This is a genomic window from Salmonella sp. SSDFZ69 (assembly GCF_004010755.1).
Classification (GTDB): domain Bacteria; phylum Pseudomonadota; class Gammaproteobacteria; order Enterobacterales; family Enterobacteriaceae; genus Salmonella; species Salmonella enterica.
Genome location: NZ_CP034831.1, coordinates 2,384,333 through 2,398,733 on the forward strand (window position 1 = coordinate 2,384,333; position 14,401 = coordinate 2,398,733).

Annotated in this window: 15 protein-coding genes; 7 read left to right on the forward strand and 8 right to left on the reverse strand. The window is 50.9% G+C overall.

Going from position 1 to position 14,401, the window contains the following annotated elements; genetic code table 11:
* Positions 1-83: 83 nt before the first annotated feature.
* Both ydeE and mgtS read left to right on the forward strand, forming a co-directional pair.
* Entirely contained in the window at positions 84-1,271 is a 1,188-nt protein-coding gene (ydeE, locus tag EOS98_RS11850; protein WP_064013360.1) for an efflux MFS transporter YdeE, read from the forward strand.
* A 247-nt stretch (positions 1,272-1,518) separates the two neighbouring features.
* Positions 1,519-1,614, forward strand: a complete 96-nt coding sequence (mgtS, locus tag EOS98_RS11855) for a protein MgtS (protein ID WP_000901531.1) — start codon at positions 1,519-1,521, stop codon at positions 1,612-1,614.
* Between the two features lie 347 nt (positions 1,615-1,961).
* On the opposite strand, the gene EOS98_RS11860 is transcribed toward mgtS, so the two are convergent.
* The gene (locus tag EOS98_RS11860; RefSeq protein ID WP_000776348.1) at positions 1,962-2,354 is read right to left on the reverse strand and encodes a YdeI family stress tolerance OB fold protein; all 393 of its coding nucleotides are present in this window, start codon (positions 2,352-2,354) and stop codon (positions 1,962-1,964) included.
* Positions 2,355-2,780: 426 nt separating this feature from the next.
* Between EOS98_RS11860 and EOS98_RS11865 the strand changes: the two genes are divergently transcribed.
* The gene (locus EOS98_RS11865; RefSeq protein WP_001235357.1) at positions 2,781-3,308 is read left to right on the forward strand and encodes a 2-oxo-tetronate isomerase; all 528 of its coding nucleotides are present in this window, start codon (positions 2,781-2,783) and stop codon (positions 3,306-3,308) included.
* 119 nt (positions 3,309-3,427) lie between these two features.
* Here the strand turns inward: EOS98_RS11865 and EOS98_RS11870 are convergent, their stop codons facing one another.
* Both EOS98_RS11870 and dcp read right to left on the reverse strand, forming a co-directional pair.
* Positions 3,428-3,610: a general stress protein gene (locus EOS98_RS11870; protein ID WP_000807642.1), complete on the reverse strand. Its 183-nt coding sequence runs from the start codon at positions 3,608-3,610 to the stop codon at positions 3,428-3,430.
* Positions 3,611-3,954: 344 nt separating this feature from the next.
* On the reverse strand, positions 3,955-5,997 hold the full coding sequence (gene dcp / locus EOS98_RS11880; RefSeq protein ID WP_017441367.1) for a peptidyl-dipeptidase Dcp: 2,043 nt from the start codon (positions 5,995-5,997) through the stop codon (positions 3,955-3,957).
* A 138-nt stretch (positions 5,998-6,135) separates the two neighbouring features.
* Here dcp and ydfG point away from each other — a divergent pair, with 138 nt between their 5' ends.
* From ydfG to ydfZ, 3 genes are all read left to right on the forward strand, one after another.
* On the forward strand, positions 6,136-6,882 hold the full coding sequence (gene ydfG, locus EOS98_RS11885) for a bifunctional NADP-dependent 3-hydroxy acid dehydrogenase/3-hydroxypropionate dehydrogenase YdfG (protein ID WP_000636564.1): 747 nt from the start codon (positions 6,136-6,138) through the stop codon (positions 6,880-6,882).
* A 129-nt stretch (positions 6,883-7,011) separates the two neighbouring features.
* Positions 7,012-7,698, forward strand: coding sequence for a GntR family transcriptional regulator (locus tag EOS98_RS11890; RefSeq protein ID WP_000215563.1), 687 nt, complete (start codon positions 7,012-7,014; stop codon positions 7,696-7,698).
* Between the two features lie 181 nt (positions 7,699-7,879).
* Positions 7,880-8,083 carry a putative selenium delivery protein YdfZ gene (gene ydfZ, locus EOS98_RS11895; protein ID WP_000989267.1) on the forward strand — a complete coding sequence of 68 codons (204 nt, stop codon included), beginning with the start codon at positions 7,880-7,882 and terminating at the stop codon, positions 8,081-8,083.
* Positions 8,084-8,149: 66 nt separating this feature from the next.
* Here ydfZ and EOS98_RS11900 read toward each other — a convergent pair whose 3' ends face one another.
* The 5 genes from EOS98_RS11900 to EOS98_RS11920 all read right to left on the reverse strand — a co-directional run bounded on the left by EOS98_RS11900 (position 8,150) and on the right by EOS98_RS11920 (position 13,885).
* Positions 8,150-9,616 (reverse strand): mannitol dehydrogenase family protein, encoded by a 1,467-nt coding sequence (locus EOS98_RS11900; RefSeq protein ID WP_076735657.1) that lies wholly within the window; start codon positions 9,614-9,616, stop codon positions 8,150-8,152.
* 143 nt (positions 9,617-9,759) lie between these two features.
* A complete protein-coding gene (locus EOS98_RS11905; RefSeq protein ID WP_000192118.1) occupies positions 9,760-11,139 on the reverse strand; it encodes an MFS transporter in 1,380 nt (459 codons plus the stop codon).
* A 53-nt stretch (positions 11,140-11,192) separates the two neighbouring features.
* The gene (locus EOS98_RS11910) at positions 11,193-12,212 is read right to left on the reverse strand and encodes a Zn-dependent oxidoreductase (RefSeq protein WP_000836494.1); all 1,020 of its coding nucleotides are present in this window, start codon (positions 12,210-12,212) and stop codon (positions 11,193-11,195) included.
* A gap of 10 nt (positions 12,213-12,222) precedes the next feature.
* Positions 12,223-13,437: a starvation-sensing protein RspA gene (rspA, locus tag EOS98_RS11915; RefSeq protein WP_000706270.1), complete on the reverse strand. Its 1,215-nt coding sequence runs from the start codon at positions 13,435-13,437 to the stop codon at positions 12,223-12,225.
* Between the two features lie 121 nt (positions 13,438-13,558).
* Positions 13,559-13,885: a YnfA family protein gene (locus EOS98_RS11920; protein WP_000921389.1), complete on the reverse strand. Its 327-nt coding sequence runs from the start codon at positions 13,883-13,885 to the stop codon at positions 13,559-13,561.
* Positions 13,886-14,037: 152 nt separating this feature from the next.
* Here EOS98_RS11920 and EOS98_RS11925 point away from each other — a divergent pair, with 152 nt between their 5' ends.
* Positions 14,038-14,379, forward strand: coding sequence for a DUF1283 family protein (locus EOS98_RS11925; RefSeq protein WP_001066440.1), 342 nt, complete (start codon positions 14,038-14,040; stop codon positions 14,377-14,379).
* Positions 14,380-14,401 lie beyond the last annotated feature (22 nt).

Genomic DNA, 14,401 nt, shown 5'->3' on the forward strand with positions numbered 1-14,401 from the left:
GCTATAGCGTACAGACATCATGCTTTTGCGGGCACGGTAGATTAAAACGTCCCGATACGTAACCTCCATTTCAGGCAGGAAAAATGAATCCAGGATTGAGACGTTCGACGTTGGCTCTACTCGCCTCATCGCTGTTATTGACAATTGGACGCGGCGCCACGCTCCCCTTTATGACCATCTATCTTAACCGTCAGTACGGTTTAGGCGTGGATCTGATTGGCTACGCGCTGACCAGCGCGTTAACGATCGGCGTCGTCTTTAGTCTTGGCTTTGGGATTCTGGCGGACAAGTTTGATAAAAAGCGCTACATGTTACTCGCGATTATCGCCTTCGCCTGCGGATTTATCGCCATCCCAATGGTGCACAATGTCGTACTGGTTGTCCTGCTTTTTGCGCTTATTAACTGCGCCTATTCGGTTTTTTCTACCGTCCTGAAGGCCTGGTTCGCCGATAATCTCACCGCGACAACAAAAACACGGATTTTTTCGCTCAACTATACCGTACTCAATATCGGCTGGACGGTTGGCCCGCCGCTCGGCACGCTGCTGGTGATGCAAAGCATCAATTTACCCTTCTGGCTTGCCGCCATCTGTTCCGCATTCCCGCTGGTCTTTATTCAGGTATGGGTGACACGATCGGTTGCCGCCAGCGAGGGGAAAAATGCCGCTATCTGGTCTCCCTCCGTTCTGCTGCGCGACAAAGCATTGTTGTGGTTTACGCTTTCGGCATTTCTGGCCTCCTTTGTGGGGGGCGCCTTTGCGTCCTGTATTTCACAGTACGTTATGGTCGTTGCCGATAGCGGCTTCGCGGAAAAAGTGGTAGCCGTCGTCCTGCCGATTAATGCGGTTATTGTGGTCAGTTTGCAATACGCCGTGGGCCGTCGACTTACCGCCGTCAATATTCGACCAATGATGACGACCGGCACCGTCTTTTTTATCGCCGGGCTCATCGGATTTATTTTTTCAGGCGACAATCTGTTTTTTTGGGGGCTTTCAGCGGCAGTATTCACGATTGGCGAAATTATTTATGCCCCCGGCGAATATATGTTAATTGACAACATTGCGCCTGCCGGGATGAAAGCCAGCTATTTTTCAGCGCAATCGCTGGGCTGGCTGGGTGCGGCGGTAAACCCGCTGGCCAGCGGCGTCATCCTGACGACGCTTCCCGCCTGGTCGCTTTTCGTTGTCCTGATAATCGCCATTGTGTTCGCCTGGGCACTGATGTTAAAAGGAATGCGGATTACCCCTACGCAACAGGCTATCACCTGTTAATTATCTGCAGCCAGTCATGTGCGCTGTTTCTGGCGCACTGGGTTAACCCTATATATTGCAGGCTAATTATCTGCTGTCACTGCGGTAATTCAGGAATATTCCTGGGCGCTGACGAAAATATTCTAATGCTTTACCCTTCCAGTAAAATAAATACGCAATTCAGACTTTGCTTAAGTATAAATTAGTACTATAGTCTGTACGAGGTTTTTTAAAAAAGAGGATGCACGCTAAAATAAGGAGAAACGAGATGTTAGGCAGTATTAACCTTTTTATCGTTGTATTAGGAATTATTTTATTTTCCGGATTTCTGGCCGCCTGGTTCAGTCACAAATGGGATGATTAATGAACGGAGATAATCCCTCGCAGAGCCGGCCCCTTGCTGCATCGTTGCGCAAGGGGCCGCTTTTGTCTGGATGGCAGGCAAAAAAAAACCGCCGGTTCACCAGCGGTAAATGCTTGCATGGATAGATTTGTGTTTTGCTTATACGCTACCGGGCAAATTCTTGCGAGGATAACGGATCGCTAACGACTGTAGCACCGTCAATATCAATGAAGCTTAAACGATACGCAACCAGACCTGAATAAGACATTATGAGACCTTTTGTCCCCCAGGCGCTTTTACAAGACCCATGGTATCAGGCCAGCCGCATGCCCCGTATGGCTGACCTGGATATTGCCGGTTAGCGCGCGTTATTTTTGCAGTCGGTTCACGCGAACAAGCGGTTCCTTCGCTTTCTTATCCAGACTACCGTTAATGTTGATCATTTGATCCGGCTGAACTTCCCGCCCATCAAATACGGCGGAAGGAATTATCACGTTAATCTCGCCGGATTTATCACGAAATACATAGCGATCGTCGCCTTTATGATCAATAAGGTTGCCGCGCAGCGAAACGGTCGCGCCATCATGCAGGGTTTTTGCCTGTTCGATGGTCATTTTTTCTGCATCATCCGTACCGCGATAACCATCCTCAATAGCATGAGGCGGCGGCGGTGCCACGTCTTTTTTTAATCCCCCTTGATCATCCGCTAGCGCGTAAGGCATTATCAGAAAACTTAAAAATGCAGCCACCTGTAGTTTCATGCTCTCTCCTTAATAACGTCTATTTGACGTATTAAGTCTGGCCGCTATTTTTAGTTTTTACAAACATGAATTTACCCGAAGAATATTAAGCAATAAAATCAACCCATCCGGATTAATATGCAACCGACATCAGCGCCGGTGAGCGCGAAAGCGTAACGGCGTAATAGTTAACTTGCCACATAGCTGAAGTCATATGCATCAACGTCTGGATAGCAATTCAGAATAATCGGCTTTATTTTTTGAGGATAATGGCCTTACGCATAATCAATGACAGTCATCGCCGTAAGAAAGTAAGCAAGTTATGCAACAGCGGGTTTGTTGGTAACTGGATAAAATAATCATTCACTGACAATGTCATAAAATAAATATGCCATACTTGAGAAGAACGAACAGATTTCATTTGTCTCTGTAACGGAAAAATAAACGATGAGATTAGAACAGCACGATATTGTCACCCTTGATGAAGCCGAATCCGTCGATAGCCTGACAAAAAAACTTGGTGATTTACTGGTTAACCAGAAACTCCGTCTGACCACTGCAGAATCCTGCACTGGCGGGAAACTGGCTTCAGCATTGTGCGCAGCAGAAGATACGCCCTCATTTTACGGTGTGGGTTATGTCACCTTTACTGATGAAGCCAAAGCAAAAATCTTACGCGTACAACGCCACAGTCTTGCCGAACATACCGCCGTCAGCGAAGCGGTCGTTACTGAAATGGCACAGGGCGCTAAGGATCAGGCTGAGGTCAATATCAGCATAGCAATCAGCGGCTATGGCGGTCCGGAAGGCGGCGAAGATGGCACGCCGGCGGGCACAGTTTGGTTTGCCTGGAATATTAACAATACAACTTTTACAAGCCGACAACATTTCAACGGAGATTGTCAGGAAGTATTGGAAAAATGCGTACGCTTCGCCCTCGCTGAATTGCTTTTTCTGTTAACGAAGAAAGCATAAACAATAATTTCATCTGACCGGTCAGAATAACTCCCGGTCAGAATAAAAAAATGCGAGCCTATGGCCCGCATCGTATGCGCAATATTTCAGAATATATTTATGAAATATCAGCAGTAAAATTAATTGCCGGATTTCCGTCCGCCACTGTGGCTATTCTGGCCACCTTTTTTACCCGCTTCAGATGCACGCTGTGGGTCGTTTTTAAAGTTCCCACCGCTATGCTGGCCGCCTTTACGACCTGCTTCTGAGGCTTTCTCTTTATCTTCTGCAAAATTACCGGAACCGCCGCGATGTTCTGCCATAATATAATCCTCATGATGATGTTGCGTTTTAAATATGATATGTCTTCTCATATCATGTGATACAGTTCTAAATCTAGTCGCCCTGTGCGCAGTGTCAAATTCATTTCTGCATTATTTACATAACGCCGACACATAGCGGAAAATATATTTTTTGAAAACATCAACAGCGAAGCGGTAATAAATCTTTGGCAATCAAGCCACCACGGGAAAATAATTAGAAAAATCCGAATGCACGCCCTCTTTATATTCAGACAATTTAACCCCATAAATTTAACTGGCTGTCATCAGAAGTGCAGGATTCATTTTCAGGTGGTTGTTCGACAGTGCCGAACAACCGTATCAGCTTAGCGATCGAGCCCACGATATTGCAACATGGGGTCAATATGCGGTTCATGTCCACGCCAGGCTGAATAAAGCGTTTCTAAATCAGTACTATTCCCCCGGGAAAGGATAGCATCACGAAAACGCTGCCCGTTTTCACGCGTCAGGCCGCCCTGCTCTACAAACCATTGATAACCGTCATCCGCTAACATTTGCGTCCACAGGTAGGCGTAGTATCCCGCTGCGTAGCCGCCGCCGAAGATATGGGCAAAATAACTGCTGCGATAGCGGGGCGGCACCGCCGGTAAATCAAGATGCTCGGCGGCCAGCGCCTGCTGCTCGAACTCAGCGACAGACTGCTCTGCTACGCTCTCCTCCAGCATATGCCAGCGCATATCCAGCAATGCGGCGCCGAGCAATTCAGTCATATCGTAACCTTTATTAAATAAACTCGCCTTGCGCATTTTTTCCTGTAAATCAGCGGGCATTTTTTCACCGCTGTCGACATGACGCGCGTAGCGTTCGAACACGCGTGGATGGCTCGCCCAATGCTCATTAATCTGGGAGGGAAACTCGACAAAGTCGCGGGGCGTATTGGTACCTGAAAGCGTGGCATAGCGCTGAACGGCAAACAAACCATGTAACGTATGGCCAAACTCATGGAAGAGCGTAATAACGTCGTCCCAAAGCAGTAATGCAGGCTGCCCATCAACCGGTTTCTGATAGTTACATACATTGTATATAACGGGCCGGGTTTCATTGAGTGTGGATTGCTCGACAAAATTCCCCATCCACGCGCCGCCGCTTTTCGAGTCCCGCGCGAAGAAGTCGCCATAAAATAACGCCATGCCGACACCATCGGAGTCGAAAATCTCCCACACCCGAACATCAGGGTGGTACACCGGAATGTCAAAACGCTCGACGAAGGTGATGCCGAATAGCTGGTTGGCGGTCCAGAAAACCCCCTCTTGCAACACCGTATTTAAGGCAAAATAGGGCTTCAGTTGCGCTTCATCTAACGCATATTTTTCCCGCCGTACCTGTTCAGCATAGAACATCCAGTCCCAGGCCTGAACGGTGTAGCCGCCCTGCTCACCATCAATGACGTTCTGAATTTCCGCCTGTTCATTGAGTACACGCTGACGCGCTGGCGGCACAATGCCACGCATAAAGCTCAGTGCGGCTTGCGGCGTTTTCGCCATCTGATCGGCCATTTTCCATGCGGCATAATTGGGGAAACCCAGCAGTTTTGCCTGACAGCGACGAATCTCTACCAGACGCTGAACGATAGCGCGGGTATCGTGGGCATCTCCTTTTTCCGCCCGAGTCCATGACGCTGCGAATAAATTTTCGCGAGTCTGGCGATCGCGCAGCGTAGCAAGCGCAGGCTGTTGCGTCGTATTAAGGAGCGGAATGAACCAGCGCTCCTCCAGGCCTTTTTCACGCGCCGCTTCAGCAGCGACGGTCATTTCTTCCGGGCTTAATCCTGCCAGGCAATGCGCGTCATCTACCGCCAGCCCGCCCGCTTTACTTGCCGCCAGCAGACGCTGATTAAACTGACTCATTAAGGTCGCGGATTCAGTATTCAATACCTTCAGTCGCGCTTTATCCTCTTCGGCAAGCCGCGCGCCTGCCAACACAAAACGCTGATGGATAACATCGACCAACCGTAGCGACTCATCATCCAGCCCCAGTGAGTGACGCTGTTGCCAGACGGCGTCCACGCGAGCGAATAACGCGCTATTCAGATAAATATCGTTGGAGAGCGCCGCCAGCTCGGCAGAAAAGGCCTCATCCAACCGCTGGAGTTCATCGTTAGTGTGCGCGGCCGTCATCGCGAAAAAAACGCTGGTGACGCGTGACAGAAGCGCCCCGCTTTGCTCCAGCGCCAGAAGCGTATTCGTAAAATCAGGGGCCGCCGGATGATTGACGATGGCCTCGATTTCTACGCGTTTTTGCCGCACGCCCTCATCAAAAGCAGGACGATAATGGCAATCTTTGATCCGATCAAAACGCGGTGCCTGATAAGGCAACATACTCTGGTCTAACAAAGGATTCGTCGACATTTTTCACTCCTGAAAATAGGTTGATCATAAGAGTAAGCTTCCCCCTATGCTGACCGCAACCGTGTTAACCAGGATTACCCTTTCATAAACGCCGCGTGCTATGGTAATACAACACAAAAAGCGTTGAGGAACTGTGTGATGATCGTTTTAGTAACTGGAGCAACCGCAGGGTTTGGCGAGTGCATTGCACGCCGTTTTGTTGAGAATGGACATAAAGTCATTGCCACGGGACGTCGTCATGAACGCCTGCAAGCGTTAAAAGATGAGCTTGGCGAGAACGTATTGACCGCCCAACTGGACGTGCGCAACCGCGCGGCCATCGAAGAGATGATGGCCTCTCTGCCTGCGCAGTGGCGCGATATTGATGTGCTGGTCAATAACGCCGGTCTGGCGCTGGGTCTTGAACCGGCGCATAAAGCCAGCGTAGAAGACTGGGAAACTATGATCGATACTAATAATAAAGGCTTAATTTATATGACCCGCGCCGTGCTGCCAGGAATGGTCGAACGTAATCGCGGTCATATCATTAACATCGGTTCGACCGCCGGCAGTTGGCCTTATGCTGGTGGCAATGTCTATGGCGCGACGAAAGCCTTTGTGCGCCAGTTTAGCCTGAATTTGCGCACGGATTTACACGGCACGGCGGTTCGCGTGACCGACATTGAACCGGGTCTGGTTGGCGGTACCGAGTTTTCCAGCGTCCGTTTCAAAGGCGACGATGAGAAAGCGGGTAAAACTTACGAAAATACCACCGCGCTCACGCCAGAAGACATTACCGAAGCGGTATGGTGGGTGGCCACACTCCCCGCGCATGTGAATATTAATACCGTTGAAATGATGCCTGTTACCCAATCTTTCGCAGGGCTCAGCGTCCACCGTAGCTAAGAGGTTATACCCGGTCTGCGGGCCGGGTAATCCCTGGCAAACGTATCTGCAACCAAGAACATGATCGGTATAGACCACCACGGAAAAGTGGTAGAGTATCCGGGTCAACCGCCTAAAAAGTAAGAATGAATGACCGTCGAAACGCAGCTTAACCCTACACAGCCTGTCAACCAGCAAATTTACCGTATTCTTCGGCGTGATATCGTGCATTGTCTTATCCCGCCTGGCACGCCGCTATCAGAAAAAGAGGTCTCAACCCGTTTTAACGTTTCGCGTCAACCGGTGCGCGAGGCTTTTATAAAGCTGGCGGAAAATGGGTTGATTCAGATCCGCCCTCAGCGCGGTAGTTATGTGAATAAGATTTCGCTTTCTCAGGTACAGAATGGCTGCTTTGTTCGGCAGGCGATCGAATGCGCGGTGGTCCGCCGTGCGGCGGCGATGATCACCGATAATCAGTGCTATCAACTGGCACAAAACCTGCACCTGCAACATATTGCTATCGAGCGCAAACAGATTGATGATTTTTTCCAGCTTGATGACGATTTCCACCAAAAACTGGCGCAGATCGCCGATTGCCAGTTAGCGTGGGATACCATTGAAAATATCAAAGCGACAATCGACCGGGTTCGCTATATGAGTCTGGATCATGTTTCTCCACCGGAGATGTTGTTGCGCCAGCACCATGATATTTTCTCCGCGCTGGAAAATCGTGACGGCAATGCGGTTGAGAGCGCAATGACCCAGCATTTGCAGGAAATTAGCGAATCCGTTCAGCTTATCCGTCAGGAAAACAGCGGCTGGTTTAGCGAAGAGTAAACCCCCTTTAACGTCGGGGTGAGACGCCTTCTCCGCTTTCTCACCCTGCACATTCCCGCCTAAAAAGCCGTGAGCTTGATCAAAAACAAAAAAAATTCGCAACGATAAGCGTATTTATATGTCGCCCGTCATGCGGGGAAACCTGCGGGCTTTGGCTGTAAGTTTGAAAGGAGAAAACACCATGATGACATACGATCGTAACCGTAACGCAATCACTACCGGTAGCCGGGTCATGATAAGCGGCACGGGTCATACCGGGATTATCAAAGCCATTGAGAGCGAAGGTCTGGATGCAGGTCAAATTCGCCGCGGCAAAACGGTGATTGTCGAAGGTTGTGAAGGTAAATTCGCGCCGGTCGAACTGATTCGTCTTGGCATGAACTGATACCACTGGCCGCTAAGAACCGCTCCGGCCTTCCCGGTAGCATAATGCTACCGGGTCTCTGTTACGCTATTTCAACCGCTCGGCATATTTCGCCACGCTCGCTTTCGCGCCATATGTCAGTAAACTGTCATAGGCTTCTTGCACTTTTTGCGTAAACCGCGCCACCTGCGGCAAATCGTTGCCGAAAATTTCAGCCATTCCCAGCAGCGCCTTAACACGACTGGCGCCTTCTTCACTGTTTGCCACGGCGCGCTGAATAACCGGCAATAGCGGATCGCTAATGTCGATCGCCTTGCCCTGTTCATCCACGCCGCCAACGTAACGCATCCACCCCGCCACGCCCAGCGCCAGCAAATCAAAATCGCTATGATTAGCAAGATGCCAGCGAACGGAGTCCAGCATACGCTGCGGAAGTTTCTGGCTACCATCCATCGCAATCTGCCAGGTACGATGACGCAGCGCCGGATTACGGTAACGCGCAATCAACTGATCGGCATAACGCTGTAAATCTACCCCCTGGACTTTCAGCGTTGGCGCCTGCTCGCGTAACATTAACGCCTGCGCGGTCAGACGATAGTTGTCGTCAGCCATGCAGTCATTAATATGCTGATAGCCGGCAAGATACCCCAGATAAGCCAGGAATGAATGACTGCCGTTAAGCATTCGCAGTTTCATCTCTTCAAACGGAACCACGTCGGCGACCAACGTCGCGCCCGCGTTTTCCCACTGCGGACGCCCCGCCACAAACGTATCTTCTATCACCCACTGACGAAACGGTTCGCAGGCGACGCCCGCCGGATCGCGCACGCCGGTCAGTTGTTCGATTTTATCCAGCGTCTCCGGCGTGACCGCAGGGACAATCCGATCAACCATGGTTGACGGAAATGTCACGTTTTGCTCGATCCATATCGCCAGTTCCGCATCCACCTCCCGGGCGTAAGCCGTCACAACTTGACGCGTCACATGCCCATTTTCCGGCATGTTGTCGCAGGACATCACGGTAAATGCCGGTAAGCCTGCGGCTTTACGACGCGCTAACGCTTCGACAATAATACCCGGTGCCGTTAGCGGTTGATGCGGATTTTGCAGGTCGGCGGCAATCATGGGATGTTCCAGCAGAAGTTGGCCCGTGGCTGGCGAATGACAATACCCTTTCTCGGTAATGGTCAGAGACACAATCGCTATTTGCGGTTCGCACATCGCCGCCAGCACACGTTCCAGACCATCAACCTGAACATGCAACGCCGCTTTGACGACGCCCACCACACGCGCCGTCCAGGCTTCCGCCGACATCTCCGCCACGGTATAGAGGTTATCCTGCTGCTTTAGATCGGCAATCTGCTGTTCGCCGCCAATAAGATTAACCTCATAATAGCCCCAGTCGCTATGCTGCTCCGCAGCCAGAATATCTGTGTAAACCCCCTGATGCGCGCGATGAAACGCGCCAAAACCGAGATGGACCATCCGCGCCGCCAGCGCCGCGCGATCGTAATCAGGAAGCGTCGCCTTTGCCGATAAAAGCCTGTTTTGCATTTTATAACCTCTATATTCTGAAAGCGGAACAGTCGCAGAGTAACGCCTGCCCTGGTGCATTTGGATTTACGCTAATTAAACAAAAGTGACCGGACAGCATGGCCGAAACCGCATTAGCGTTCCGGCCATACCGTCGACACGATTTAACTCGTCTGGGTTGCGGAGTGGCGTAACTTCTCTGCCGCTGTCGCTTCCGCCGCATCCTCAGGCAAACTCAGGTCGCGATCTCTGACCTCCGGCATCAACAGCGCAGAAATCAGACCAATACACGAGTAGAGCACCAGCATAATTAAGATGGGCAGCCAGGAATCGGTCATGTTACAAAAGATCCCTGCGAGGACGGGGCCAAAACCGACCGCCACCAGGCCTCCTGCCTCTTTTGAAATCGCCATCCGGGTGAAGCGATTACGCGATCCGAAAATTTCCGCCATGGTGATGTTTTCCAGCGCAAATAATCCCAGCACGGCAAAGTTATGAATAACAATGAGCGCCGCCATAATTACGCCAGGGCTATACGTTTTATCTACCACAATAGACAGCATCGGCCAGGCGAGGATAATCGCGGAGATATTCAATATTATATACGGCAGCCGACGACCGTATTTATCGGACAACCACCCCAAGAGTGGGATAGTGATAAAACCAATTACGGAACTTATCATTAACGCATCGGTTGGGATAGATTTGTTAAATAATAACGTCTGAACTAAATATCCGGCAAGGAAGGTTTGAATAAGCCCGGAATTGCCCGCCTGCCCAAAACGTAAACCGGTAGCCAGCCAGAAAGATTTGCTGGTAAACATCGCGCCCAATGTATTTTCTGACGCAGGCGTTAACGCTGGCGATTTTTCGCCTTCGCTTACTTTTTCGAATACCGGACTTTCTTTCAGATTCATTCGCAGCCAGATCGCGAATATCATAACAACGACGCTCGCCAGGAAAGGAATACGCCATCCCCAGGCGATCAGTTGTTCGCGTTCAAGCGCAAAGAACATCACCGCCCAGATCGCCGTCGCGCTCAACGTACCGCAGTTGGTGCCCATCGCGACCAGCGAGGAAATGATGCCACGCTTTCCTTTCGGCGCATACTCGGCCAGCATGGTACCCGCGCCGGAAATTTCCGCCCCGGCGCCCAGCCCCTGTATAATTCGCAATGTCACCAGTAATACTGGCGCAAAAATGCCGATTTGCGCATACGTCGGCAGTACGCCAATCAGCGTGGTGCAGATCCCCATCATGGTGATAGTAATAAACAATACTTTTTTTCGTCCGATGCGGTCGCCCATTTTACCAAAAACAAAGGCGCCGATAATTCTGGCTATATAACCTGCACCATAGGTGCCCATTGCCAGAATAAGCGCCATCGCGGCAGACTGTTCCGGGAAAAATATCTCATGGAAGACCAGAGCCGCGCCTAGTGAATATAACTGAAAATCCATAAATTCAAGCGCGGTGCCTAACCAGCCAGATACGGCAGCGCGCACTAAATCCTGAGTCGATCGTTCATGTTTTATTTGTGTCATATAGGCAATCTCTAAGAGGTAAGATGCGTACCACTTACTCGCAATTATTTATATTATTTCGCAAACGTGAGTAAGACTTTGCAGCATTGACGCTGGTCTTTCTCGAAAAGCTCAATCGCGTCGGTGACATGTTGATAATCAAATGTATGCGTTATCAGCTTATCCGGATCAATAAGCCCTTTATTCAGCCAGTCAATCACGACCGGGAATTTATTGGCATTAAGACGCGATGAATAAATAGCCAGCTCTTTTCCGGTAATACCCTGCTGTACAATCTCACACGGGTCGCTGGAAAATCCCATCAGGACAATGCGTGCCGCAGGCGATGCAAGGGTAATCGCCTCTTGCAGGATAGCGGGATGACAGGCGGCATCGACAATCAAGGTCGGTTTTAGCGCCTTCTGCTGTAGAAATTCCGCCAGTGAATGTTGACCATTATTGAGGGTCCAGTCAGCGCCGCTCTGCTTCGCCATCGCTAAACGCTCTTCAATGCGATCAACGACTATGACCGTTTTAACCTGATAAACCCCCTTCAGCGCCTGTACGGTCGTCAGTCCCATCGGGCCTGCGCCATAGATAAGCGCCACGTCCTGCTCGGTCGGATTCACCTGCCCCGTCACATTTGCCGCAATGGTAAACGGCTCAACCATGACGGCATGATGATCTGCGATGTTGTCCGGTATGCGATGAGCATTACGGGCCGGCGCCACCGCATACTCGCTGAAACCGCCGTCACGATGCACGCCCAGCACCACCAGCGAGGTACACACATTGGGTTTACCGACTGAACAAGGGTAACAATGCCCGCAACTGATCACCGGATCGACGGATACCCGTTCTCCTATCCGGTCGCGATTGACGTTGTCGCCTACCGCGTCGATGACACCGAAAAATTCATGGCCTATGACACGGGGATATTTTGCAAAGGGATTATGTCCCCGATAAATATGACTGTCGGAACCGCAGATACCCGCCAGTTTCACTTTAATACGAACTTCGCCCGGCGCAGGCTGCGGAAGCGCGCGCGTTTCGATAGTTAATGTATTCGGTTTTTCGATTACGATGCTTTTCATTTTTCGCTCCTTACCAGTTCCACAGTGTGCCGTCTTCCAGGCGGGCCACCGGCAAATAGGCTGGATCGTACGGATATTTCGCCGCCAGTTTTTCATCGAACTCAATGCCCAGTCCTGGCTTGTCGCCCGGATGCATATAGCCGCCCTCGAACGTCCAGTTATGCGGGAAAACCTCCAGCATCTGTTCGGAGTAGCCCATATACTCCTGTACGCCAAAGTTAGGCACCCACAGGTCGAAATGTAATGCAGCGGCCATACAAACCGGCGACAGATCGGACGGCCCATGCGAACCGGTACGCACCTGGTAGAGCGAGGCAAAATCGGCAATGCGGCGCATCCCGGTAATACCACCGGCATGGGTAAGCGTGGTGCGGATATAGTCAATCAATTGCTCTTCAATGAGCTGTTTGCAATCCCAGATACTGTTAAAGACTTCACCTACGGCAATCGGCGTGACCGTATGCTGGCGGATGAGGCGGAAGCACGCCTGATTTTCAGCCGGCGTCGGGTCTTCCATCCAGAACAAACGATAGTCTTCAATACTTTTGCCAAAGCGGGCAGCCTCAATAGGCGTCAGTCGGTGATGCATATCGTGCAGAAGATGTTCATTAAACCCGAACGTATTACGCACGGCGTCAAACAGCTTTGGCGTAAAATCGAGATACTTTTCCGTTGACCACAATTGTTCTTCCGGCCACTGGCCTTTTGTCGCGGGCTCATAGGCCAGCCCCTTGCCTTTCGCCATGCCGTAGGTGGTTTTCATCCCCGGAACGCCGCACTGCACGCGGATTGCTTTGAACCCTTGCTCTTTATGACGCGCGTAGTCTTCCAGCACATCGTCGATGGTGTGGCCTGTGGTATGGCAATACACCATGACGCCTTCACGCGAAGCGCCGCCGAGTAACTGATACAACGGCATATTGGCAGCTTTGGCTTTAATATCCCATAGCGCCATATCAACCGCGGAAATGGCGGACATGGTGACAGGGCCACGGCGCCAGTACGCGCCTTTGTAGAAGAACTGCCAGATATCTTCGATGCGGCGAGCATCCCGCCCGATGAGCTGTGGGCACAGGTGATCGGTAAGGTACGAGGCCACCGGGAGCTCGCGTCCGTTCAGGGTGGCATCCCCCAGACCGGTGATCCCGTCTTCCGTGGTTATCTTTAAGGTGACGAAGTTACGCCCTGGACACGTAACAAAAACTTCAGCCCCTACAATCTTCATTTTTATTCCTTACATCGCATTATGGGATGCAGGAAATTTACCCAACTGAGCTACTACCATACAAGTATATTGATGTAAAAAGCGCTGCCAGATCACAAAATGTTCTGGTCGCGCGGCAATGTTACGTACGTCCCCATCCGACGACGATAATCAGCATTCCACACAGCGCGATCAGCGCGCCGCACCAGTCATAAACCGTGAGCCGGACGCCATCGACAACACGTAACCACAGGAGCGCAGTACAGACATATACCCCACCGTAAGCCGCATAAACCCGCCCACTCGCCGCCGGATGCAAGGTCAAAAGCCAGACGAATAACGCGAGTGACGCGGCAGCGGGCAGAAGCCACCACACGCTGGCGCCGCGCTTAAGCCATAGCCAGGGAAGAAAACATCCAATGATTTCACAGAGGGCGGTGACAAAGAAAAGCAGAGTCGTCTTTAGCATGAGATTCATTTGGTTACGAAATGATAAGTGATAATACAACAGAATATCGTTACGGTTATCCGGCCATTCTTGTGTATATGCCAGGCATAAGGATTGGTGTAGAATTTACAGGTGGTTTACCGCTTTTTCCCCTCTAATGAAAGGATGTTGTGATGAACAATACGCTGAGCAAACGCCTGTGCCTGACGGCAATGCTTACGTTGGCGGCCGTTGTATATACTACTTCCGCATTCGCTGAAACCAGTAAACTGGTGATTGAATCGGGAGATAGCGCACAAAGTCGTCAGGAAGCGGCGATGGAAAAGGAACAATGGAACGACACTCGCAGTCTGCGTCAGAAAGTGAATACCCGCGCAGAAAAAGAGTGGGACAAAGCCGATGCCGCCTTTGATAACCGCGATAAATGCGAGCAAAGCGCCAACATCAACGCCTATTGGGAACCCAATACGCTGCGGTGTCTGGATCGTCGTACAGGTCGCGTTATTACGCCCTGATGCAGGATAACTAAAAGGAAGT